Origin of the sequence: Streptomyces sp. 1-11, from assembly GCF_007176755.1 — a bacterium.
Taxonomy (GTDB): domain Bacteria; phylum Actinomycetota; class Actinomycetes; order Streptomycetales; family Streptomycetaceae; genus Streptomyces.
Map to the genome: position 1 here is coordinate 14,902 of NZ_BJTV01000018.1, position 23,193 is coordinate 38,094.

General features: G+C 71.9%; 15 protein-coding genes. 6 read left to right on the forward strand and 9 right to left on the reverse strand.

Going from position 1 to position 23,193, the window contains the following annotated elements; translation table 11 throughout:
• Positions 1-2 precede the first annotated feature (2 nt).
• Together TNCT1_RS29915 and TNCT1_RS29920 are read right to left on the reverse strand one after the other, a co-directional pair.
• Complete coding sequence (locus tag TNCT1_RS29915) at positions 3-1,202, reverse strand: winged helix-turn-helix domain-containing protein (protein ID WP_143638307.1); 1,200 nt, start codon at positions 1,200-1,202, stop codon at positions 3-5.
• 62 nt (positions 1,203-1,264) lie between these two features.
• The gene (locus TNCT1_RS29920) at positions 1,265-1,867 is read right to left on the reverse strand and encodes a GNAT family N-acetyltransferase (RefSeq protein ID WP_143638310.1); all 603 of its coding nucleotides are present in this window, start codon (positions 1,865-1,867) and stop codon (positions 1,265-1,267) included.
• Positions 1,868-2,117: 250 nt separating this feature from the next.
• Between TNCT1_RS29920 and secA the strand changes: the two genes are divergently transcribed.
• Positions 2,118-4,928: a preprotein translocase subunit SecA gene (gene secA, locus TNCT1_RS29925; RefSeq protein ID WP_143638313.1), complete on the forward strand. Its 2,811-nt coding sequence runs from the start codon at positions 2,118-2,120 to the stop codon at positions 4,926-4,928.
• A gap of 285 nt (positions 4,929-5,213) precedes the next feature.
• Here secA and TNCT1_RS29930 read toward each other — a convergent pair whose 3' ends face one another.
• Positions 5,214-5,699, reverse strand: a complete 486-nt coding sequence (locus TNCT1_RS29930) for an Rv3235 family protein (protein ID WP_143638315.1) — start codon at positions 5,697-5,699, stop codon at positions 5,214-5,216.
• A gap of 290 nt (positions 5,700-5,989) precedes the next feature.
• On the opposite strand from TNCT1_RS29930, the gene TNCT1_RS29935 reads away from it, so the two are divergent.
• Both TNCT1_RS29935 and TNCT1_RS29940 read left to right on the forward strand, forming a co-directional pair.
• Positions 5,990-6,502: a hypothetical protein gene (locus tag TNCT1_RS29935; RefSeq protein ID WP_143638317.1), complete on the forward strand. Its 513-nt coding sequence runs from the start codon at positions 5,990-5,992 to the stop codon at positions 6,500-6,502.
• A 209-nt stretch (positions 6,503-6,711) separates the two neighbouring features.
• Positions 6,712-7,377 carry an HAD family hydrolase gene (locus TNCT1_RS29940; RefSeq protein WP_143638319.1) on the forward strand — a complete coding sequence of 222 codons (666 nt, stop codon included), beginning with the start codon at positions 6,712-6,714 and terminating at the stop codon, positions 7,375-7,377.
• A gap of 57 nt (positions 7,378-7,434) precedes the next feature.
• Here the strand turns inward: TNCT1_RS29940 and TNCT1_RS29945 are convergent, their stop codons facing one another.
• Positions 7,435-8,001 carry a DJ-1/PfpI family protein gene (locus TNCT1_RS29945; protein ID WP_143638321.1) on the reverse strand — a complete coding sequence of 189 codons (567 nt, stop codon included), beginning with the start codon at positions 7,999-8,001 and terminating at the stop codon, positions 7,435-7,437.
• Positions 8,002-8,644: 643 nt separating this feature from the next.
• On the opposite strand from TNCT1_RS29945, the gene TNCT1_RS29950 reads away from it, so the two are divergent.
• Positions 8,645-13,594 (forward strand): NAD-glutamate dehydrogenase, encoded by a 4,950-nt coding sequence (locus TNCT1_RS29950; RefSeq protein ID WP_143638323.1) that lies wholly within the window; start codon positions 8,645-8,647, stop codon positions 13,592-13,594.
• A gap of 178 nt (positions 13,595-13,772) precedes the next feature.
• Positions 13,773-15,281, forward strand: coding sequence for a hypothetical protein (locus TNCT1_RS29955; protein ID WP_143638529.1), 1,509 nt, complete (start codon positions 13,773-13,775; stop codon positions 15,279-15,281).
• A 250-nt stretch (positions 15,282-15,531) separates the two neighbouring features.
• On the opposite strand, the gene TNCT1_RS29960 is transcribed toward TNCT1_RS29955, so the two are convergent.
• The 4 genes from TNCT1_RS29960 to TNCT1_RS29975 all read right to left on the reverse strand — a co-directional run bounded on the left by TNCT1_RS29960 (position 15,532) and on the right by TNCT1_RS29975 (position 21,304).
• Positions 15,532-17,196 (reverse strand): glycosyltransferase family 2 protein, encoded by a 1,665-nt coding sequence (locus TNCT1_RS29960; protein WP_143638325.1) that lies wholly within the window; start codon positions 17,194-17,196, stop codon positions 15,532-15,534.
• A complete protein-coding gene (locus TNCT1_RS29965; protein ID WP_143638327.1) occupies positions 17,193-19,388 on the reverse strand; it encodes a CDP-glycerol glycerophosphotransferase family protein in 2,196 nt (731 codons plus the stop codon). The genes TNCT1_RS29960 and TNCT1_RS29965 overlap by 4 nt, the downstream gene beginning before the upstream one ends.
• Before the next feature lie 154 nt (positions 19,389-19,542).
• Complete coding sequence (locus TNCT1_RS29970; RefSeq protein WP_143638329.1) at positions 19,543-20,403, reverse strand: ABC transporter ATP-binding protein; 861 nt, start codon at positions 20,401-20,403, stop codon at positions 19,543-19,545.
• The gene (locus tag TNCT1_RS29975) at positions 20,396-21,304 is read right to left on the reverse strand and encodes an ABC transporter permease (protein WP_143638332.1); all 909 of its coding nucleotides are present in this window, start codon (positions 21,302-21,304) and stop codon (positions 20,396-20,398) included. The genes TNCT1_RS29970 and TNCT1_RS29975 overlap by 8 nt, the downstream gene beginning before the upstream one ends.
• A 201-nt stretch (positions 21,305-21,505) precedes the next feature.
• Here TNCT1_RS29975 and TNCT1_RS29980 point away from each other — a divergent pair, with 201 nt between their 5' ends.
• The gene (locus TNCT1_RS29980) at positions 21,506-22,132 is read left to right on the forward strand and encodes a TetR/AcrR family transcriptional regulator (protein ID WP_143638335.1); all 627 of its coding nucleotides are present in this window, start codon (positions 21,506-21,508) and stop codon (positions 22,130-22,132) included.
• A 64-nt stretch (positions 22,133-22,196) separates the two neighbouring features.
• On the opposite strand, the gene galE is transcribed toward TNCT1_RS29980, so the two are convergent.
• The gene (gene galE, locus TNCT1_RS29985) at positions 22,197-23,177 is read right to left on the reverse strand and encodes a UDP-glucose 4-epimerase GalE (RefSeq protein ID WP_143638337.1); all 981 of its coding nucleotides are present in this window, start codon (positions 23,175-23,177) and stop codon (positions 22,197-22,199) included.
• Positions 23,178-23,193 lie beyond the last annotated feature (16 nt).

Sequence of the window (23,193 nt, forward strand, 5' to 3'; positions counted from 1 at the left end):
CCTCAGCCGAGCAGGACCGCGAGCTCCCTGGCCAGCGGCTCGCGCAGCTCGGGCGCGTCCACGCGCTCCACCCGGACGTCCGTGCAGTCCACCCAGGTCGCCGCCTCGACCAGCGCCTGGGCCACCGCCGGGACCGCCTTCGCGCCGTCCAGGGTGACCTGCCGGGCCACCAGCGTGCGCCCCTCGCGGGCCGGGTCGACACGGCCGACCAGCCGGCCGCCCGCCAGCACCGGCATCGCGAAGTAGCCGTGCACCCGCTTCTGCTTGGGCACGTAGGCCTCCAGGCGGTGGGTGAAGCCGAAGATCCGCTCCGTGCGCGCCCGCTCCCAGACCAGCGAGTCGAACGGGGAGAGCAGGGTGGTGCGGTGCCTGCCGCGCGGCGGCGCGGCGAGCGCGGCCGGGTCCGCCCAGGCCGGCTTGGACCAGCCCGCCACCTCCACCGGCACCAGACCCGAGTCGGCGATCACCGCCTCGACCTGCTCGCCCTTGAGGCGGTGGTAGTCCGCGATGTCCGCGCGCGTGCCCACGCCCAGGGCCTCGCCCGCCAGCCGGACCAGCCGGCGCACGCACTCGGTGTCGTCCAGCTCGTCGTGCAGCAGCGCGTCCGGGATCGCCCGCTCGGCCAGGTCGTACACCCGCTTCCAGCCGCGGCGCTCGACGCACACCACCTCGCCGTACATCAGGGCGCGCTCGACGGCGACCTTGGTGCCGGACCAGTCCCACCAGTCGCTGGTCCTCTTGGCGCCGCCCAGCTCGGTGGCGGTGAGCGGGCCTTCCGTGCGGAGCTGCTTGATGACCTGGTCGTAGACCCCGTCGGGAAGCTGGTGGTTCCAGTGCGGGCGGTCGCGGTAGGCGCGCCGGCGGAACGCGAAGTGGGGCCACTCCTCGACGGGGAGGATGCACGCGGCGTGCGACCAGTACTCGAAGGCGTGGGGCGCCGCGGACGCGCCGTGCTCCGGTGTCTTCCAGTACGCGGCCTCGACGGTTCTGCGGCCGACCGCGCCCAGCCGCGCGTAGGGGATCAGCTCGTGCGAACGGGCGAGCACCGAGATGGTGTCGAGCTGGACCGCGCCGAGGTGGCGGAGCACCCCGCGGACGCCGGCCCGCCGGTCGGGCGCGCCGAGGAAGCCCTGGGCCCGCAGGGCGATACGGCGGGCGTCGTCCGCGGTGAGGGTGGTGGTGGGACGCGGAAGGGTCGTCATGAGTCGGACGATAGAGGCCGGCACTGACAATCGGGCACCGACCGCGGTTCACCGGGGAGCGGTCAGGTGCGCGCGGGCAGGTAGGGCGCCGTCGACGGCAGGCCGAGGTCCGAGGGGAGCAGGGAGCCCACCCAGCAGTCGCGGCGTACCCCCTTGTTGTTGACGCCCGAGCGCAGGGTGCCCTCGACGGCGAACCCGGCGCGCTCGGCGACCGCGCGCGAGGCGACGTTGCCGACCTCGGCGCGCCACTCCAGGCGGTCGACGGACAGGGCGGTGAAGGCCCAGCGGGCGGCGGCCAGCGTGGCCTCGCCGACGTAGCCACGGCCGCGGTGCTCCCGGACGGCCCAGAAACCGACCTCGCCGACGCCCAACGCGCGCATCGTGATGCCGAGCATGCCCGTCAGCTCCGCGCCGCCCGGCCCCTCTCCGCCCGGCGCCTCGCCGCGGAGGAAGAGGCCGAAGGTGTACATGGAGTCGCCGGCCCATCCGTCGGGCACGATCTGCCCGGTGAGGGCCTCGGCGTGCTCGCGCGAGTAAGGGGAGGGGAACTGGGAGATCCAGCGCTGCATGACCGGATCCTGCGCGGCCCGGTACACCGCCTCGGTGTCGTCGGGACCGACAGTGCGCAGCAGCAGGCGGTCGGTGGTGAGCGTGACGGGTTCCATCGGCAGATTCTGTGCGGAGCGCACGCGCCACGCCAGGGTTTTTGGCCCTGTGTGAGCGGACAGTCACATTTCGCGCAAATCCCTGCCGCCATGCGGCACTATCCGCAGTGGCCGTCCGTTGTCCACGGTGAAGCAGCCGTGGCGTCGCCAGGCCTCCCGGCGCGGCCGGGTCCTCGCATACCATGGCCGTTGCTCAGTACGTCAGGAAAACCGACCGTCCCAGGCCCGACCGGCAAGGAGACCAGCCCCCGTGTCCGTCCTCTCGAAGATCATGCGTGCAGGCGAAGGCAAGATCCTGCGCAAGCTGCACCGCATCGCGGACCAGGTCAACTCCATCGAAGAGGACTTCGTCGACCTCTCCGACGCCGAGCTGCGTGGCCTCACCGAGGAGTACAAGCAGCGGTACGCCGATGGTGAGAGCCTGGACGACCTCCTCCCGGAGGCGTTCGCCACCGTCCGCGAGGCGGCCAAGCGCGTCCTCGGCCAGCGGCACTACGACGTGCAGCTGATGGGCGGCGCCGCGCTCCACCTCGGTTACGTGGCGGAGATGAAGACCGGTGAGGGCAAGACCCTCGTCGGCACGCTGCCCGCGTACCTGAACGCCCTGTCCGGCGACGGCGTCCACCTCATCACGGTCAACGACTACCTGGCCGAGCGCGACTCCGAGATGATGGGCCGCGTCCACAAGTTCCTCGGTCTCGACGTCGGCTGCATCCTCGCCAACATGACGCCGGCCCAGCGCCGCGAGCAGTACGCGTGCGACATCACCTACGGCACGAACAACGAGTTCGGCTTCGACTACCTGCGCGACAACATGGCGTGGTCCAAGGACGAACTCGTCCAGCGCGGCCACAACTTCGCCATCGTCGACGAGGTCGACTCCATCCTCGTCGACGAGGCCCGTACGCCGCTGATCATCTCCGGCCCGGCCGACCAGGCCACCAAGTGGTACGGCGACTTCGCCAAGCTCGTCCTGCGCCTCAAGCGCGGCGACGCCGGGAACCCGCTCAAGGGCCTGGAGGAGACCGGCGACTACGACGTCGACGAGAAGAAGCGCACGGTCGCCATCCACGAGTCCGGTGTCAGCAAGGTCGAGGACTGGCTGGGCATCGACAACCTCTACGAGTCGGTGAACACCCCGCTCGTGGGTTACCTGAACAACGCCATCAAGGCCAAGGAACTCTTCAAGAAGGACAAGGACTACGTCGTCATCGACGGCGAGGTCATGATCGTCGACGAGCACACCGGCCGTATCCTCGCCGGCCGCCGCTACAACGAGGGCATGCACCAGGCGATCGAGGCGAAGGAAGGGGTGGACATCAAGGACGAGAACCAGACGCTCGCCACGATCACCCTGCAGAACTTCTTCCGCCTCTACAACAAGCTCTCCGGCATGACCGGTACGGCGATGACCGAGGCCGCCGAGTTCCACCAGATCTACAAGCTCGGCGTCGTCCCGATCCCGACCAACAAGCCGATGGTCCGCCAGGACCAGTCGGACCTGATCTACCGCACCGAGGTGGCCAAGTTCGAGGCGGTCGTCGACGACATCGCCGAGAAGCACGAGAAGGGCCAGCCGATCCTCGTCGGCACGACGTCGGTCGAGAAGTCGGAGTACCTGTCCCAGCAGCTCAGCAAGCGCGGCATCCAGCACGAGGTGCTGAACGCCAAGCACCACGAGCGTGAGGCGTCGATCGTCGCGCAGGCCGGCCGCAGGGGCGCCGTGACCGTGGCCACCAACATGGCCGGCCGTGGTACGGACATCAAGCTCGGCGGCAACCCCGAGGACCTCGCCGAGGCGGAGCTGCGGCAGCGCGGCCTCGACCCCGAGGAGCACATCGAGGAGTGGGCGCACGCCCTGCCCGCGGCGCTGGAGAAGGCCGAGCAAGCGGTCAAGGCCGAGAAGGAAGAGGTCGAGGAGCTCGGCGGGCTCTACGTGCTGGGCACCGAGCGGCACGAGTCGCGCCGTATCGACAACCAGCTGCGCGGTCGTTCCGGCCGCCAGGGCGACCCCGGCGAGTCCCGCTTCTACCTCTCCCTGGGCGACGACCTGATGCGTCTGTTCAAGGCGCAGATGGTCGAGCGCGTGATGTCGATGGCGAACGTGCCGGACGACGTGCCGATCGAGAACAAGATGGTCACCCGCGCGATCGCGTCCGCGCAGTCGCAGGTCGAGCAGCAGAACTTCGAGACCCGTAAGAACGTCCTGAAGTACGACGAGGTGCTTAACCGGCAGCGCGAGGTCATCTACGGCGAGCGCCGCCGCGTCCTGGAGGGCGAGGACCTGCAGGAGCAGATCCAGCACTTCATGGACGACACGATCGACGCCTACGTCGCCGCGGAGACCGCCGAGGGCTTCCCCGAGGACTGGGACCTGGACCGCCTGTGGGGCGCCTTCAAGCAGCTCTACCCGGTGAAGATCACCGTCGAGGAGCTGGAGGACGCGGCCGGCGACCGGGCCGGTCTGACCGCCGAGTTCATCTCCGAGTCCATCAAGGACGACATCCACGAGCAGTACGCCTCCCGCGAGACGCAGCTCGGCTCCGAGATCATGCGTGAGCTGGAGCGGCGGGTCGTGCTGTCGGTCCTGGACCGCAAGTGGCGTGAGCACCTCTACGAGATGGATTACCTCCAGGAGGGCATCGGCCTGCGCGCGATGGCACAGAAGGACCCGCTGGTCGAGTACCAGCGCGAGGGCTTCGACATGTTCACTGCGATGATGGAGGGCATCAAGGAGGAGTCCGTCGGCTACCTGTTCAACCTGGAGGTCCAGGTCGAGCAGCAGGTCGAGGAGGTGCCGGTCGAGGCGGCCGAGCCGGTCGCGGACGGTGTCCAGGACCACGTGCCGGCGCAGGCGGGCGCGCGTCCGGAGATCCGGGCCAAGGGCCTGGACGTCCCGCAGCGCCGGGACCTGCACTTCTCCGCGCCGACCGTGGACGGTGAGGGCGGCATCCTGGAGCGGGACCTCGAGGACGACGAGCCCGTGCGTTCCGAGTCCGACGGGCTGACGCGGGCGGAGCGGCGTCGGCAGGCCAAGGGCGGGCGGCGTCGCAAGAAGTAGGGCTCCCCAGCTCCCTACGGGGCTTCAGCCGGTGATTTCGGGGCCAGGTTCCTTCGGGAGCCTGGCCCCTCGGCTTGCGTGTCCCGGGTTCATCGAGAGGTGGGGCCCACCGCCCACGCGTGGCGGGATGGGGCCCCCGACCCCCAGGCGTGTCGCCCTGAGGGCTCCCAGGCCCTTCAGGCGCTGGGGAAGGCACGCCTACCCGCAGCCGGCCAGGGCGGGCCTCCGTCGCCGCGCGGGCCTGGTGCCCGCAGGCAGGCGTGGCAGGCGCGGACGCGTAACTGCTCAGCCCTTGGGGGCGTGGCGGGGCCTGGGGCCCAGTTCCACCGCTGTGCAGCGCCAGCGGTGGTCCGGGCCCTGCTCCAGGCGGAAGGCCATCGCGCGGAGGTGATTGCCCGCGGCGATGCGGGCGAAGACCTCCAGGGCGCCGGTGCGTGGGACGTAGTAGCCGATGTCGCGGACGACGGGACGGGTACCGCGGGCGCGCAGCGGTCCCCGTTCGGCCAGGCGGGCGAGCTCGTCGTAGGCGCGTCCCGCGGTGTGCCGGAGCATCCAGTGCACGGGCCGCTGGCCGCTGAGGACGGCCAGCAGACGGTCGGCGAAGACGTCGGTGGGGCGGGGCTGCGCCACGGCCGTCACCGGCGCCGTGGCGGCCCGGCCCCGGACCGGGTTGCGGGGCGGCGCGCCGCCCGGGCGGCGGGAGTCGTGGCGGGTCGGAGGGCGGTGGCGCGGGCGGGGCTGGGCGGTGCCGCGGCTCATGACCTTGTTCATGGGAGTCCCCGTTCTGCGGGCCCGGAACGTACCGGGCGGTAACTCGCTGGTGGGGACCTTGTACGGGGGCGGGGGCCGGCGCCGCAAGGAAGGCGGGGTGCGTGGCGGGGGCCGCGCAAGTTCACCTATCCGAGTGGTGAGGACTCCCGGAATCCGCGGTAACAGGCGGTGGGACCGGGTGAGGTGCGGGGCGCCGGGTGGACGCCGTCGGGGGTGTGGGCGGGAACTCGAAAGGGGACGGGCGCACGTATCCTGAAGGCCCGTCGGTGACCAGGAAAGAGCGGCCAGCCATGCGCGTCTACGTCCCCCTGACCCTCCCCGGTCTCGCCGAGGCGCACAAGACGGGTGAGCTGGGGAGTGACCACTTCGTGGCATACGGCGTCACGCCCGCGCTGCGCGAGTGGTACGTCTCCGACGACATCGAGGAGCTGGAGTACGCGGCGCTCAGCCGGGCCGCGCTGGCCTCGCTGCGGCTGCTGGCGGCCGATCCGGACGCCGAACGGCGCCGGGTCGTGGTCGCCGTCGACGTGGCCGACGGCGCCGCCGCCGCGGACCCCGACCGGGGGCTGGATCCGGCCGCGCTGGGCGAGGTGACGGTGACCGGTCCCGTGCCCCTGGCCAAGGCGGCCGCGGTGCACGTCGACGCCGGTGACGCGGAGGAGGACGTGACGGCGGCCGCGGCGGCGCTCGAGGCGGCCGACGCCGGGGACGACGACGCGCAGTTCGTCGTGGACGGCGCCGAGGACCACGAGCTGCTCTGGTACGCGACCCAGGAGATCCCCGCGCTGGTGGACCGCGCCTAGGGTTCGTTGCGAAAGCCGGCCCCCGCCGCGCGATGCCCGGCCTCCGCCGCGCGATGCCCGGCCTCCGCCGCGCGATGCCCGGCCTCCGCCGCGCGATGCCCGGCCTCCGCCGCGCGACGCCCGGCCCGCCCGGTTCGCCCGGAGCCTCGGCCCTGCCGTCCGTTCCCGGCCCGTCCCCATTGTCAGTGGGGGCGGGTACGGTCTTGGACATGGGGATGCACGCAAGCGCGCACATCGTCTGGGACTGGAACGGAACCCTCTTCCACGACAATGACGCGATCATCGGGGCGACGAACGCGGCCTTCGCCGAGCTGGGGCTGGCGCCGATCACGCTGGAGCAGTACCGGGCGCTGTACTGCGTGCCGGTGCCCAAGTTCTACGAGCGGCTGCTCGGGCGGCTGCCCACGGACGCCGAGTGGGAGCTGATGGACGGCGTCTTCCACCGGTACTACACGGAGCACCGGGTGCGCTGCGGCCTGACCGAGGGGGCGGCCGAGCTGCTGGCCGGCTGGCGGTCCGACGGGAACAGCCAGTCGCTGCTGAGCATGTACGGCCACGAGGAACTGGTGCCGCTGGTGCGGGGTCTGGGCATCGAGGCGCACTTCCTGCGGGTCGACGGGCGCACGGGACCCTCCGGCGGCAGCAAGGCCGAGCACATGGTGCGGCACCTGCGGGCGCTGACCGGGGTGCGGCCCACGCGGACCGTCGTGATCGGCGACGCGGCGGACGACGCGGTGGCCGCGCGGCACGTGGGGGCGCGGGCCGTGCTCTACACCGGCGGGTCGCACAGCAGGGCCAGCCTGGAGGAAGCCGGGGTCCCGGTGGTGGACACGCTCGCCGAGGCGGTCGCCGAGGCACATCGAATAGCGGCCTGAGCGCGGCCCGGGCGCGAGCCCGGGTGCGGGCGCTCCGCGCTGCGGCGGGGCGGGCCGTCACGTCACCGGGGCCTTGGTCCTCAGCACGGCGAGGAACTCCCGCATCCAGGTCGGGTGGTCCGGCCAGGCGCGGGCCGAGACCAGGGTGCCGTCGACCACCGTCTCGGTGTCCTCGAAGTGCGCCCCGGCGGCCTGCATGTCGAGTTCCAGGGCGGGATAGGCGGTGACCCTGCGGCCGCTGAGGCTGTCGACGGCGGCCGTGAGCAGCGGCCCGTGGCAGATCTGCGCGACCGGCTTGTCCGCGTCGAAGAACGCCTTGAGGATCTTGCGCAGTTCCGGGTCGTTGCGCAGGTACTCCGGGGCACGGCCGCCGGGGATGACCAGGGCCGCGTACTGGCCGGGGTCGACCTCGGCGAAGGCGAGGTCGGCGGGCCAGGTGTAGCCGGGTTTCTCGGTGTAGGTGTCGAAGCCGGGCTCGAAGTCGTGGACGACGAACCGGAGCGTCTTGCGGGTGGGAGCCGCGATGTGGACGTCGTAGCCCTCCTCGCGCAGGCGCTGGTACGGGTAGAGGACTTCCAGGGACTCCGCTGCGTCGCCGGTGACGACGAGGATCTTCGCGGACATGTCGGCTCCTCCTGGGCGGGCACGGCCCCCCCTGCACGGGGACGGGCGCTGTCCTGGGCAAGGTGCCCGCACACGGCGCGCTTTCCAAGAGGGCCCGTCGCTTTCAGGGTGCGGCCCACCGCACCGTGACGCGACCCGGTACCCCCGGCCGGCATCCGCCGGACCCGTGCCCGTGCTCCGCCCGTCGCCGGATACGCCACCCGTCCCCGGCCCACCCCTGTGCAGAACGTCAAACTTCACCCCTCGGTTTTGTACACATACGGCTCATGACGACCCCCGGGGAAGGAGCGATAGCCTTGTGGCGTGATCAGCGCGATAGCTCGCGGGGGCGACGCTGCCCCTGCCCCGCGCCCGGGTTGCACGGAGCACCTCCGTGGCCGGGCGGCGGTCGCTGGTCTTCGCGGACGGGGCGGGGGCGCCGAAGCCCCCGGAGCGCCGACGGCGGCCCACGAACCGGCGGCGCCGGGAGCGGCGTCACATCCGGCGGGCATGCCGAAAATGGCCGAATACCCCCCGCTCTTCTCACCTCGCGGCATAGCGTCGGATCGGACCGGACACCCCGGGCCGTGGCGTCGAGCCGGAGGGAAAGAGACCGTATTTCCTTCTACGTCACGCAACGGCGCGCGACAGGAGCCAGAGGACAATGCAGACCAAGCTGGACGAAGCCAAGGCCGAGCTGCTCGAACGGGCGGCCCGGGTAGCTGAGAACAGTCCGGTCGGGGGGCACCTTCCGACCGGGACGACGGCGACGGGCGAGGGCACGGCCGGCATGCCCGACAGCGAAGCCGTGCACGCGTTCCTCCAGCGCTACTACCTGCACACCGCCCCGGAAGACCTCACCGACCGCGACCCGGTCGACGTCTTCGGCGCCGCGGTCTCGCACTACCGGCTCGCCGAGAACCGGCCGCAGGGCACCGCCAACGTCCGGGTGCACACGCCGACGGTGGAGGAGAACGGCTGGACCTGCAGCCACACCGTCGTGGAGGTCGTCACCGACGACATGCCCTTCCTCGTCGACTCGGTCACCAACGAGCTGACCCGTCAGGGCCGCGGCATCCACGTCGTCATCCACCCGCAGTTCGTCGTCCGCCGCGACGTCACCGGCAAGCTGATCGAGGTCCTGCCGACCTCGCCCACCGGCGACCTCCCGCACGACGCGCACATCGAGTCCTGGATCCACGTCGAGATCGACCGGGAGACCGACCGCGCCGACCTGAAGCAGATCACCGCCGACCTGCTGCGCGTCCTGTCCGACGTCCGCGAGGCCGTCGAGGACTGGGAGAAGATGCGCGACGCGGCCGGCCGGATCGCCGACGGCCTGGAGAGCGAGCCGCTGCCCGGCGACCTGCCGGCCGCCGAGGCCGAGGAGGCCCGCGAGCTGCTGCGCTGGCTCTCCGCCGACCACTTCACCTTCCTCGGCTTCCGCGAGTACGAGCTGCGCGGCGACGACTGCCTGGCCGCCGTGCCCGGCACCGGTCTCGGCATACTGCGCGCCGACCCGCACCACTCCGAGGACGAGCAGCACCCGGTCAGCCCCTCCTTCGAGCGGCTGCCCGCGGACGCCCGCGCCAAGGCCCGCGAGCACAAGCTGCTGGTGCTGACCAAGGCCAACAGCCGCGCCACCGTGCACCGGCCGTCGTACCTGGACTACATCGGCGTCAAGAAGTTCGACGCGGACGGCAACGTGGTCGGCGAGCGCCGCTTCCTCGGCCTCTTCTCCTCCGCGGCCTACACCGAGTCGGTCCGCCGGGTCCCGGTCATCCGGCGCAAGGTCGCCGAGGTCCTGCAGCGCGCCGGCTTCTCGCCGGAGAGCCACGACGGCCGCGACCTGCTCCAGATCCTGGAGACCTACCCGCGCGACGAGCTGTTCCAGACCCCGGTCGCGGAACTGCAGTCCATCGCGACGAGCGTCCTGTACCTGCAGGAGCGCCGCCGGCTGCGGCTGTACCTGCGGCAGGACGAGTACGGCCGCTACTACTCGGCCCTCGTCTACCTCCCGCGCGACCGCTACACCACCGGCGTCCGGCTGCGGATCATCGACATCCTGAAGGAGGAGCTCGGCGGCATCAGCGTCGACTTCACCGCCTGGAACACCGAGTCGATCCTGTCCCGGCTGCACTTCGTCGTCCGCGTCCCCGCGGGCACCGAGCTGCCCCAGCTCTCGGACGCGGACAAGGAGCGCATCGAGGCCCGGCTGGTCGAGGCCGCCCGCTCCTGGGCCGACGCGTTCGCCGAGGCGCTCACCGCCGAGCTGGGCGAGGAGCGCGCCGCCGAGCTGCTGCGCCGCTACAACAACGCCTTCACCGAGGGCTACAAGGCCGACCACAGCCCGCGCGCCGCGGTCGCCGACCTGGTCCACCTGGAGCGGCTCAGCGAGGAGAAGGGCCACAACTTCTCCCTCAGCCTGTACGAGCCGGTCGGCGCCGCCCCCGACGAGCGCCGCTTCAAGATCTACCGCAGGGGCGACTCGGTCTCCCTGTCCGCGGTGCTGCCGGTGCTCCAGCGGCTCGGCGTCGAGGTTGTGGACGAGCGGCCGTACGAGCTGCGCTGCGCCGACCGCACCACCGCCTGGATCTACGACTTCGGCCTGCGCATGCCCAAGTCGCCGGCCGGCACCGACCACTTCGGCGACGACGCCCGCGAGCGCATCCAGGACGCCTTCGCCGCCACCTGGACCGGCAAGGCGGAGAACGACGGGTTCAACGCCCTCGTACTGAGCGCCGGGCTGACCTGGCGGCAGGCCATGGTGCTGCGCGCGTACGCGAAGTACCTGCGGCAGGCCGGCTCCACCTTCAGCCAGGACTACATGGAGGACACCCTCCGCGACAACGTCCACACCACCCGGCTGCTCGTCTCCCTGTTCGAGGCGCGGATGTCCCCGGACCGGCAGAAGGCCGGATCGGAGATCACCGACGCGCTGCTGGAGGAGCTGGACGCGGCCCTGGACCAGGTGGCGAGCCTCGACGAGGACCGCATCCTGCGGTCCTTCCTGACCGTCATCAAGGCCACCCTGCGCACCAACTTCTTCCAGACGGCGCACGACGGCGAGCCGCACGACTACGTCTCCATGAAGTTCGACCCGCAGGCCATCCCGGACCTGCCGGCGCCGCGCCCGGCGTACGAGATCTGGGTGTACTCGCCGCGGGTCGAGGGCGTGCACCTGCGCTTCGGCAAGGTCGCCCGTGGCGGCCTGCGCTGGTCCGACCGCCGTGAGGACTTCCGCACCGAGATCCTCGGCCTGGTCAAGGCGCAGATGGTGAAGAACACCGTCATCGTGCCGGTCGGCGCCAAGGGCGGCTTCGTCGCCAAGCAGCTCCCGGACCCGAGCGTGGACCGGGACGAGTGGCTGGCCGAGGGCATCGCCAGCTACAGGACGTTCATCTCGGCGCTGCTCGACATCACCGACAACATGGTGGCCGGCGAGGTCGTCCCGCCGCAGGACGTCGTACGGCACGACGGCGACGACACCTACCTGGTGGTCGCGGCCGACAAGGGCACGGCGACCTTCTCGGACATCGCCAACGAGGTCGCCGGGAAGTACAGCTTCTGGCTCGGCGACGCCTTCGCCTCCGGCGGCTCGGCCGGTTACGACCACAAGGGCATGGGCATCACCGCGCGCGGCGCCTGGGAGTCCGTGAAGCGGCACTTCCGCGAGCTGGGCGTGGACACCCAGAGCGAGGACTTCACGGTCGTCGGCATCGGCGACATGTCCGGTGACGTGTTCGGCAACGGCATGCTGCTGTCCGAGCACATCCGTCTGGTCGCGGCCTTCGACCACCGGCACATCTTCATCGACCCGACCCCGGACGCGGCCACCTCCTACGCCGAGCGCCGCCGCCTGTTCGAGCTGCCCCGCTCCAGCTGGGCCGACTACGACACCCAGCTGCTGTCGGCGGGCGGCGGGATCTTCCCGCGCACCGCCAAGGCGATCACGCTCAACGCGCACATCCGCCAGGCCCTGGGCATCGAGGAGAAGGTCTCCAAGATGACCCCGGCCGACCTGATGAAGGCGATCCTGCACAGCCCGGTCGACCTGCTGTGGAACGGCGGCATCGGCACGTACGTGAAGTCGTCGGCCGAGTCGAACGCCGACGTCGGCGACAAGGCCAACGACGCCATCCGCGTCGACGGCAGCGACCTGCGCGTGAAGGTCGTCGGCGAGGGCGGCAACCTGGGCCTGACCCAGCTCGGCCGCATCGAGTTCGCCCTGCAGGGCGGCCGGATCAACACCGACGCGATCGACAACAGCGCCGGCGTGGACACCTCCGACCACGAGGTGAACATCAAGATCCTGCTGAACGGCCTGGTCACCGACGGCGACATGACCGTCAAGCAGCGCAACAAGCTGCTCGCAGAGATGACCGACGAGGTCGGCACGCTGGTGCTGCGCAACAACTACGCGCAGAACACGGCGCTCGCCAACGCCCTCGCCCAGTCCAAGGACATGCTGCACGCGCAGCAGCGGTTCATCCGCCACATGGTCCGCGAGGGGCACCTCGACCGGGCGCTGGAGTTCCTGCCCACCGACCGCCAGATCCGTGAGCGCCTCACCCAGGGCCAGGGCCTGACCGGCCCGGAGACGGCCGTGCTGCTGGCGTACACGAAGATCACGGTCGCCGAGGAGCTGCTGCACACCTCGCTGCCCGACGACCCGTACCTGCGCACCCTGCTGCACGCCTACTTCCCGACGGCGCTGCGCGAGCGGTTCCCGGACGGCATCGACAGCCACCCGCTGCACCGTGAGATCACCACGACCGTGCTGGTCAACGACACGGTCAACACGGGCGGTACGACGTATCTGCACCGGCTGCGCGAGGAGACCGGGGCCTCGCTCGAGGAGATCGTCCGCGCCCAGACCGCGGCCCGCGCGATCTTCTGCTCGGCCCCGGTGTGGGACGCGGTCGAGGAACTGGACAACAAGGTCGAGGCGGCCGTCCAGACCCGCATCCGGCTGCACTCGCGCCGCCTGGTCGAGCGCGGCACGCGCTGGCTGCTGAACAACCGGCCGCAGCCGCTGCAGCTCGCCGAGACGGTGGAGTTCTTCGCCGAGCGCGTCGAGCAGGTCTGGCAGCAGCTGCCGAAGCTGCTGCGCGGCGCGGACCAGGACTGGTACCAGCACGTGTTCGACGAGCTGTCCGCCGCCGGTGTCCCGGACGAGCTGGCCACCCGCGTGGCCGGGTTCTCCTCCGCCTTCCCGGCGCTCGACATCGTCTCGGTGGCCGACCGCATGGGCAAGGAGCCGCTGGACGTCGCCGACGTCTACTACGACCTCGCCGACCGGCTGGGCATCACCCAGCTCATGGACCGCATCATCGAGCTGCCGCGCAACGACCGCTGGCAGTCGATGGCCCGTGCGGCGATCCGCGAGGACCTGTACGCGGCGCACGCCGCGCTGACGTCGGACGTCCTGGCCGTCGGCGACGGCACCGCCACGCCGGAGCAGCGCTTCGAGCTGTGGGAGCAGAAGAACGCCGCTCTGCTCTCCCGCGCTCGCACCACCCTGGTGGAGATCCGCGGCTCCGACGAGTTCGACCTCGCCAACCTGTCGGTGGCGATGCGGACGATGCGGACGCTGCTGCGCTCGCACTCGTGACCGCGGCGGCGGCCGAGGCCGTAAGGCTGTGAAGGCGCCCCGGGCCGGTCCTGGCCCGGGGCGCTTTGCTTCTCCATTACGGGGTGAATGCCCCGTTTCGGAGTGATCGGGGCGTTTCCGGTAGGGTCGCGCTGTGACAGCGACCTCACCGAGGACCGCCCGGCAGCGGTCGCGCATCATGCGTGCCGCGTCGCCCGGCGCCGCGCGTGCCGGGCGGGCGCTGCCCCTGGTCGCCGCGGCGCTCGTGCTGGTCCTGATGCTCCTGGTGATCGTCCGTCTTCCCTGGGCGGGCGATCTCGGCATGCACGCGGCGACCGTGCAGCGGCTGCGGCACAGCCCGCTGCACCCGGGCAACCCGCTGGTCGACGCCGACACGCCGAGCCCGTACTACTCGCCCTGGATGCTGCTGCTGGGCTGTCTGGCTCGGCTGACCGGACTGTCGGTGTTCGACGTGCTGCGGGTCGGCGCGGTCGTCGGGCTGGGGCTGCTTGCCACCGGCGTGTGGCGCTACGTCCGCACCCTCAGCGGCCATCGCGCGGCGCCCGCCCTGGCGTTCCTGAGCCTGGTCTTCCTGTGGGGACCGCTGCTGTTCTACTGGAGCGGCTTCCTGGGGCTGAACTCCCTGGCGCTGACGGTGTCGTATCCAAGCGTGTTCGCGCTCGGGCTGTCCTTCCACTTCTGGGCGTGGCTCAGCCGGGCGCTGCGCACCGGGGCCGGCTGGGGCGTCTGGCTCGGTCTGGGCGCGCTGTGGGCGCTGATCCTGCTCTGTCACCAGTTCACCGGGGTCGTGGCGTCCCTCGGCGCGCTGGCCACGGTGATCGCCGCGCGGCCGGACCGGTCCCGGGCGGTGCGGCTCGGCGCGGCCGCCGCCTGCGGGCTGGTGCTGCTGTGGGTGTGGCCGTACTACGACTTCTTCGCGCTGTTCTCCGCGGGCGCCGGTCTCGAGGCGATCCACCGGCCGCTGTACGGGCACCTCGCCGCGCGGTTCGGTCTTGTCCTGCTCGGGGTGGCGGCGCTCGGTGCGCGGTGGCGGCGGGACCGCCGGGATCCGCTGGTGCTGTTCTTCCTGCTCGGCACGCTGGTGTTCGCGGCGGGCGGGCTGAGCGGGCACTACTCGTGGGGCCGTGCGCTGCCCGCCGCGCTGATCCCGGCCCAACTCGCGGCCGCGCTGGAGGCCGTGTCGGCGGGGAGGCGGGCGGTGCGGGCCGGATGGGCCTGCGCGCTGGGCGCCGCGCTGCTGGTGGGCGCTTGGACGCAGGTGGGGACGCTGGGGTACGTGACGGGGCGGGACGCGCTGCCGGGCGTGGTCGCGGCGAAGTACCGGGCGCCGTGGGCGGGGTACCACTGGATCACGCCGTGGGTGGGGTACGGGGACGTGGTGATGGCCCGGACGATGGCCTCGCGGCAGATTCCGGCGTACGGGGCGTACACGGTGGCCCCTGGGTATCCGGATGTGTTTCTGCCGTCGGCGGGGGTGCGGGGGGAGGCGGTGCGGCGGTACTTCTCGGCGGGGGCCGGGGCTGAGTCCGGGACCGGGGGTGGGGTCGGGGTTGGGGCCTCGGGGCGGCGGGGGGTGCTGCGGGAGTACGGGGTGCGGTGGGTGGTCGGGGGGCGGGGGGATGCGGAGCCGTGGTTGCGGCGGGTGGCTGGGGGGCCTGGGGGGCAGGTGTTGTACGCGGTGCGGTGAGGGGGGTTGGAGCGGGGGTTGCGGTGACCGGTGTTGTGAGGTGCGGGTGACCGGTGTTGTGAGGTGCGGGTGACCGGTGTTGTGCGGTGCCGGTGACCGGTGTTGTTTGGGTGCTCGGTGTTGTGGTGGGCCAGGGGGTGTTTCGCTTGCCCGCGCTTGCGGGGTGCCGCTGCGCCCACCCGTGCCGCCCCTAGCGGCACGCATGCCCGCAGCTACGCGGGCACGCATGCCCGCAGCTGACTGGGCGGGGCTACTTCAGGATGCTGGCGGCCAGGCGGGCTGCGTTGCGGAGTTTGGGGTGGGCGAGTCTTTGGGTCAGGGGGCGGATCACGTGGGCGGTCAGGGTGAGGGGGCGCCAGCGGATCTGGAGGCGGCCGGGGTTGCGGCCCTCGGGTTCGACGGTGAGTTCGTGGGTGGTGAGCCCGGAGCGCCGGCTGACGCGGGCCCGCACCGGGGGGAAGTCCAGCGGGGCCAGGAGCAGGCCCGAGTTGGCCAGGCCCTGCTGGGACAGGCGGAGCAGCGGGTGGCGTACGCCGTCGAAGCCCTGGACGGGCAGCGGCGCCGCCGCCAGGTCCAGCCGGACCCGGCCCTCGAAGACGCCCGGCCGCACCGGGTCCAGCCGGAACGGGACCGTCAGCCGGCGCCGGCCCGGGCTCAGCAGCAGGCTCGCGCGCTGCGGGCCGACCGGGAGGCGCAGGCCGGGGTCGAACGTCCGGATGGTGAGGTCCAGACAGGCGCCCGGGCCCGGGGCCAGCTCGATGATCTCGTGGCGGAACTGGGCGCTGGTGAACGGCCGGGTGTCCAGCTCCAGGTCACGGACGTCCAGTTCCCGGCGGGCCAGGTCGGTCGAGGGCGGCGCGTCACCCCAGAAGACGGCGCCGGAGGCGTCGGCGGTGACGTGCCGCGGGGCCACGTTGTGGCCGAGGCCGCGCGCCGCCGGCCGGACGTCGGACAGGCGTCCGTCGCGCAGGAGCTGGAGCACCACCCGTTCCGGGCGGGGCAGGCGGACGAACGCGCCGTCCGCCAGCGTGTCCAGGTAGGGGTTCATGATTTGCGCGAACTCCCCGAGCCACGCGTCGTCGCGGTACGGCAGGTCGCCCGCGTACATCCGGAAGTCGTGCTTGAGGAACTTGTAGTCCTTGTCCTCCCGGAGCGCCCCGTGCCCGCTCTCGACCAGGAAGTCGTCGATCAGGCGCTGGACGTGCACCCGGTCGCGGACGTTGGAGATCTTGTGCCGCTGGTTGGAGATGGACGCCGCCGACTGCGCGGCGAACGGCTCGATGTACCAGACGTACACCGGGTCCGGGATGATCGTGAAGGCCTTCGCCAGGCAGTAGGCCTGCGCCGAGAACAACTGGTCCTCGTAGTGGATGCCCTCCGGGAAGCGCAGCCCGTGGCGGTCCAGGAACGCCCGCGAGTACATCTTGCTCGTCGACAGGTGCTCGAACAGCAGCCGCGGGTCGTCCTCGATGCCGTCCAGCGTGCGGCGTTCGCAGACCAGGTGCGGCATCCAGACCGAGCGGCGCCCGTTGTCCACGCGCACTCGCCGCACCGCGCCCATGACGAAGTCCACCTCGCGCTCGCGGTGCGCGGCGAGCAGCGACTCCACGGCGCGGGGCGGGAGTTCGTCGTCGCTGTCCAGGAACATCAGGTACGGCGCCCGGGCGACCTCGATGGCCCGGTTGCGCGGCGCGCTGCAGCCGCCGCTGTTCTCCGGCAGGCGCAGGTAGCGGATGCGGTGGTCCCGCGCGGCCAGCTCCCGCGCCACGGCGGGCGTGTCGTCGGTGGAGTGGTCGTCGCTGATGACGATCTCGATGTTGGCGTGGGTCTGGGCGCGCAGCGAGGCGACCGCCCGGGGGAGGCGGGCGGCGTCGTTGAAGACGATGACGGTGACCGTGACGTCGGGGAGCGTCATGCGGTGGCCTCCTCGGGGGTCGGGGCGGGCGTGCGTCGCTCCAGCGGGAGCACCGGGGGCAGCGCCTCCTCGGGTTCGCCGAGGAAGACCCGCCGTACGACCCGTTCGGCGGCGCGGCCGTCGTCGTACTCGCAGAACCGGCGCCGGAACGCCCCCCGCGCCTTCGCCGCGCCCTCGTCGCGCCAGGCGCCGGAGGTGAAGATCTCGGTCAGCTCCTCCTGGGTGCGCGCGACCTGGCCCGGGTGTTCGGCCATCAGGTCGAAGTAGACGCCCCGGGTGGTGCGATACGTCTCCCAGTCGTCGGCGTGGATCACGATCGGCCGGTCCAGGTTGGCGTAGTCGAACATGATCGACGAGTAGTCCGTGACCAGCGCGTCGGCGGCCAGGCACAGCTCCTCGACCGGGTCGTAGGAGGAGACGTCGATGATCCGGCCGGAGCGGCGCAGCCCGGTGAGCGGGGAGGCGGCGCCGCCGTAGAAGTAGTGGGCGCGCACCAGCAGGACCGTGTCGTCGCCGAGCCGGTCGGCCAGGGCGGCGAGGTCGAGCCGGGGCGTGAAGCCGGCCTCGTAGTCGCGGTGGGTGGGGGCGTAGAGGACGGCCTTCGTGCCGGGGGCGATGCCCAGCCGCGCGCGGGCGGCACGGACCTCCTCGGCCCCGCTCGAGTAGAAGACGTCGTTGCGCGGATAGCCGTGGTCCAGGGACGTGTAGCGGGCCGGGTACGCGCGCTCCCACATCCGGGTGGAGTGGCTGTTGGCGCTGACGCTGTAGTCCCACTTGTCCACGCGGGCCAGCAGGGCGGCGAAGTCCAGGCCCTTGGCGGCGGCCGGGTGGTCCCGCTGGTCCAGGCCCATGCGCTTGAGCGGGGTGCCGTGGTGCGTCTGGAGGTGGATCGCCTCGGGCCGCTTGACCACCGCGTTGGGGAAGTTGACGTTGTTCGTCAGGTACTTGGCGGTGGCCAGCGTCTCCCAGTAGCGGCGGGTGCCGGGGATGACGTGGTCGGTGCCGGGCGGCAGCAGGGCCGCGTTCTCCTTGTTCACCACCCACACCCGGCGGATGTCCGGGGCGAGTTCGGCGAGCCGGGCGGCGATCGCGGCCGGGTTGCAGGCGACCCCGCGTTCCCAGTAGGCGGCGAAGACGGCCAGTCCGGGGTCGACCGGGCGGCTCAGCGCCCTGCGGTACTGCTGGTCGCGCAGTCGCGTGCCCAGTTGGCGCTTGCGCTCGCGTACCGCCTTGCGGGCCGTGCGCCGGGTGCGGTTGGCGGCCTGGAAGGCGCGGTAGCGGGTGTACGCGCCGTCCTCCAGCAGTGTGTGCCGGACGCCTTCGAGGCCGGCCGGCCGGTGGTGGTTCTCGGGGCGCCAGCGGACCGCGGCCAGTGAGGCCCGGCGGAAGAACTCGCGGGCCACCGGGTCGGGCAGGTCCTCCCGGGCGAAGGTGCGCAGCAGGTCGCGGACCATCAGGTCGTACAGCACCGCGCGGGCCGGCGGGCGCTCCCTGGTGAGCGGGAGCAGCGACTCGTAGCGGTCGATCAGCGCGTACCGGTCCTCGGGGGCGAGCGGCGGCAGGCTCTCGGGCCGCAGCCGGCGGTCGTCGTACGCGACCTGGTTCAGGCAGGCGACGCGGCGGGCGTGCAGCAGGGCCGCGTACGCGGCGTACGGCTCGTCGTCGGTGGTGAGCGCCTCCTCGTGCGCCCGCCAGAACTCGGCGCGCAGGGCGCGGGTGCCGAGCAGCGGGGCGAGGCGCAGCAGGTCGGCCGCCTCGTCCAGGGGCAGGTCGGCGCGGCCGGCGGCGGCGAGGTGGCGGCCGCCGGAGGAGGGGGCCGCCGAGGTCTTCCAGGTGGTGGTGACGTGGTCGAAGAGGAGCACGTCGACCGTGTCGTCCAGCTCGGCGGCGCGCTCGGCGACCATCCGGGAAGCGCCGGCCGGCAGCCCGTCCTTGGCGTGCACGAAGTGCAGCCAGCGGCCGGAGGCCCGGGCGGCACCCGCCGCGCGGGCCTCCGCCTCACCGGTGCCCGCGGGCAGCGGCACCACGATCGTCTCCGGTGCGTGCTCCTCGGCCGTCTCCCGTGCCCAGTCGCCGACCGCGGCGACGATCACCTCGATGTCCGGCAGCGGGCGGGTCTCCAGTGCTGCCAGCAGCTCGGTCAGGTGCCCCTGGGTGTTCGGCCCGTGGACGATGACGCTGAGGTGGGGCATCGCGGAGGCTCCTTGGGCTCGTCGTCTCTCGGGGGCACCTTTCATAACATACTGTCACTAGCCGTATGAAAAGGATAACCACGCCCGGGGTGAGAGGGCCGCGGGATGCGGGCCCCACCGGTGAAACGAGCCTGAACCCAAGGGGTTTCCGTCGCTACGCGGTGGCCGCGGCCGTCTTGGGCTCCGCCTTCCGCGCGGGCTTCCGGGCCGGCTTGTCGCTCTTGTCGCCGGTGAAGGCCTCGTACTCCTTGAGGACGTCCTCGGTGAGCCCGTCCATGCGCAGCTCGCCGCGTTCCAGCCACAGCACCCGCTCGCAGGTGTCCCGGATCGACTTGTTGTTGTGGCTGACCAGGAAGACCGTGCCGGCGTGCTTGCGCAGCTCGCGGATGCGGGCCTCGGAGCGCTTCTGGAAGGAGCGGTCGCCGGTCGCCAGGGCCTCGTCGATCAGCAGCACGTCGTGGTCCTTTGCGGCGGCGATGGAGAAGCGCAGCCGGGCCGCCATGCCGGAGGAGTACGTCCGCATCGGAAGGGTGATGAAGTCGCCCTTCTCGTTGATCCCGGAGAAGTCGACGATCTCCTCGTAGCGCTCCTTGACCTCCTCCCGGGACATGCCCATGGCCAGTCCGCCGAGGTGGACGTTGCGCTCGCCGGTGAGGTCGTTCATCAGCGCCGCGTTGACGCCGAGGAGCGAGGGCTGGCCGTCGGTGTAGATGTGCCCGTTCTCCACGGGCAGCAGGCCGGCGACGGCCTTCAGCAGGGTCGACTTGCCCGAGCCGTTGGTGCCGATGAGGCCGATGGCCTCGCCCTTGTAGGCGACGAACGACACCTGCTTGACCGCGTGCACCTTGCGCACGCCCGCCGCCTTCTCGGCCTGCTTGCGCCGCAGCATGCGGTTGAGGGCGGCGGTGGCGGTGCCGCGCCCAGCGCCGGTGCCGTTGACCCGGTAGACGATGTCGACCCGGTCGGCGACGACGGTGGGGATCTGCTCGCTGGTGGTTCCGGTCTGCTCAGCCACGGCCGTAGGTCTCCTCAGCCTTCCAGAAGTAGATGAAGCCGCCGACCCCGGCGAGCAGGGCCCAGCCCGTCGCGACCGCCCACACGTGCGGGGGCAGGGTGTGGAAGCTGTCGATCAGCGCGAACCGCATCAGGTCGATGTAGACGGCGGCCGGGTTCAGCTCCAGCAGCAGCTTGACGACGTGCGGCAGGTGATCGTTCGCGTCGATCTTGTCGATGCTCCACATCACGCCGGACACGTACATCCAGGTCCGCAGCACGAAGGGCATGAGCTGGGCGATGTCCGGGGTCTTCGCGCCCATGCGCGCCACCGCCATCGACACCCCGGCGTTGAACGTGAACTGCAGCACCAGGGCGGGGATCGCCAGCACCCAGGACGCGGAGACCGGGACGCCGAAGCAGAGCAGGATGACGACCAGCGCGGCCATCGAGAACAGGAGCTGCTGGAGCTGCTGCAGCGCGAAGGAGATCGGCAGCGCGGCGCGCGGGAAGTGCAGCGCGCGCACCAGGCCGAGGTTGCCGGCGATGGCCCGGGTGCCCGACATGATCGAGCTCTGTGTGAACGTCCAGATGAACACGCCCGTGACCAGGAACGGCACGTAGTCGGGGACGTTGTGCTTGGTGCCGAGCAGCACGCCGAAGATGAAGTAGTAGACCGCCGCGTTCAGCAGCGGGGTCATGACCTGCCAGACCTGGCCGAGCTTCGCCTGGCTGTACTGGGCGGTGAGCTTGGCGGTGGCGAAGGCGGTGATGAAGTGCCGGCGCGCCCACAGCTGGCGGACGTACGCCGGCAGGGAGGGGCGGGCGCCGCTGACCGACAGGCCGTGCCGTGCGGCCAGCGCCGCGAGGTCGTCCTCGGCCGGGATCCGGGTCGGGGGCGGTGTGTGGAGGACCTGGCTCACATCCGCTGCTTTCGCTCGGGGGAGGGGGGTGCGTCCGGCGGTCGCCGGGCCTGTGCGGTCCCCGTCCGTCGTCCGGCGTTTCCTTACGCTTCTCTTCACGTTCTCTTACGTCGGGACGGGACCGTATCGTCGCAACGTGAGAGTAGAACCATCCCACGTCGGAACGCAACCGTTTCGTCGTCACGCCCTATGCTGGTCCGTATGACGACGAACGCCCACGAGACCCCGAAGCGTCCGCGCCGGCGGGCCCCAGCGGGAGCCGCGGTGCTCCGGGAGGACGTGACCGAGGCCATCCGGGCGGCCGTCTTCGAGGAACTGGCGGCCGTCGGGTACGCCAGGATGTCCATCGAGGGGATCGCACGGCGGGCGGGCGTCGGCAAGACGGCGGTGTACCGCCGGTGGCGCTCCAAGCTGCACCTGGTCCTCGACGTGGTCTCGGCGATGGCCGTGCTGGGGCTCCCGGTCCCGGACACCGGCTCGCTGGAGGGCGACCTCCGCCTGCTCTACGCCGTCACGTCCCGCGCCCTGCGCCACCCCGTCGCCTCGCAGATCATCCCCGACCTGCAGGCGGAGGCGGCCCGCAGCCCCGAGATCGCCGAGGCGCTGCAGAAGGCGGTGCGGGACGGCCAGGACTCGGTGGCCAGCCGGATCGTGGCCGCGGCCGAGCGGCGCGGAGAGGTGCGGTCCGGCCTGGACACCGACCTCGCGCTCGACCTGATCTCCGGCCCGCTCTACTGGCGCTCGGTGGTGATCAGGTCACCCAAGCTGCCGAAGGACTACCTGGACGACCTGGCCCGCGCCACCGCGGCGGCGCTCACGGCCCTGTGAGCCGGCGCTCCGCCGGGTGCCGTCCGGGCCGGCGCGGCCCTGACGGCACCCCGGCGGGCCCGGCCTAGGAGCGCGCCGCCTGCGGATGCAGGTGCGTCCAGCCCTCCCAGGCCGAGGCGATCATGTCCTGGACGTCGTACTTGGCCCGCCAGCCCAGCTCGGTGGCGATGCGGTCGGCGGAGCCCACCACCCGGGCCGGGTCGCCGGGGCGGCGGGCGGCGACGGACGGGGGGCGGTCGTAGCCGGTGACCGCGTTGACGCGGTCGATCATCTCGCGGACCGACACGCCCTCCCCGCGCCCGATGTTGAGGGTCAGCGTGCGGCCCGGGTCGGAGCGCAGGGCGCGGGCGACCGTCACATGCGCCTCGGCCAGGTCGACCACGTGGATGTAGTCGCGGACGCAGGTGCCGTCCGGGGTCGGGTAGTCGTCGCCGAAGATCCGCGGGGACACGCCCTCGGTGAGCTTCTCGAAGACCATGGGGACGAGGTTGGTGACGCTCGTGTCGGCCAGCGCGGGCACGGCCGCGCCCGCCACGTTGAAGTAGCGCAGCGACGCCGTCGCCAGCCCCGTGGCCCGGCTCGTGGCGCGGACCAGCCACTCACCGGCGAGCTTGGTCTCGCCGTAGGGGGAGAGCGGGAGACAGGGAGTCTCCTCCGTGACCAGGTTCACGTCCGGCATGCCGTACACCGCGGCGGACGACGAGAAGACGAACGACGCCACCCCGGCCGCCACCGACGCCTCCAGCAGGACGCGCAGGCCCTCCAGGTTCTCCCGGTAGTACCGCAGCGGGTGCTCCACCGACTCGCCCACCTGCTTCTTCGCCGCGAGGTGGACGACACCGGTGACGCCGTGCCCGGCGAGCGTACGGGAGACCGTACTCGCGTCCAGGGTCGAGCCCCGCACCAGGGGCACCTCGGCCGGTACCCGCTCGGCGACACCGGTGGACAGATCGTCGTAGACCACGGTCCGCTCGCCCGCCTCGGCCATCGCGCGGACGACGTGCGCCCCGATGTAACCGGCGCCGCCGGTGATCAGCCAGGTCATCTCGGCCGTCCCCTCG

Bases quoted from the DNA above. Each gene is read 5' to 3' on its own strand.
- TNCT1_RS29915 (WP_143638307.1), bottom strand. From the start codon at position 1,202: ATGACGACCCTTCCGCGTCCCACCACCACCCTCACCGCGGACGACGCC.
- TNCT1_RS29920 (WP_143638310.1), bottom strand. From the start codon at position 1,867: ATGGAACCCGTCACGCTCACCACCGACCGCCTGCTGCTGCGCACTGTC.
- TNCT1_RS29930 (WP_143638315.1), bottom strand. From the start codon at position 5,699: ATGAACAAGGTCATGAGCCGCGGCACCGCCCAGCCCCGCCCGCGCCAC.
- TNCT1_RS29935 (WP_143638317.1), top strand. From the start codon at position 5,990: ATGCGCGTCTACGTCCCCCTGACCCTCCCCGGTCTCGCCGAGGCGCAC.
- TNCT1_RS29940 (WP_143638319.1), top strand. From the start codon at position 6,712: ATGGGGATGCACGCAAGCGCGCACATCGTCTGGGACTGGAACGGAACC.
- TNCT1_RS29945 (WP_143638321.1), bottom strand. From the start codon at position 8,001: ATGTCCGCGAAGATCCTCGTCGTCACCGGCGACGCAGCGGAGTCCCTG.
- TNCT1_RS29950 (WP_143638323.1), top strand. From the start codon at position 8,645: ATGCAGACCAAGCTGGACGAAGCCAAGGCCGAGCTGCTCGAACGGGCG.
- TNCT1_RS29955 (WP_143638529.1), top strand. From the start codon at position 13,773: ATGCGTGCCGCGTCGCCCGGCGCCGCGCGTGCCGGGCGGGCGCTGCCC.
- TNCT1_RS29960 (WP_143638325.1), bottom strand. From the start codon at position 17,196: ATGACGCTCCCCGACGTCACGGTCACCGTCATCGTCTTCAACGACGCC.
- TNCT1_RS29965 (WP_143638327.1), bottom strand. From the start codon at position 19,388: ATGCCCCACCTCAGCGTCATCGTCCACGGGCCGAACACCCAGGGGCAC.
- TNCT1_RS29980 (WP_143638335.1), top strand. From the start codon at position 21,506: ATGACGACGAACGCCCACGAGACCCCGAAGCGTCCGCGCCGGCGGGCC.
- galE (WP_143638337.1), bottom strand. From the start codon at position 23,177: ATGACCTGGCTGATCACCGGCGGCGCCGGTTACATCGGGGCGCACGTC.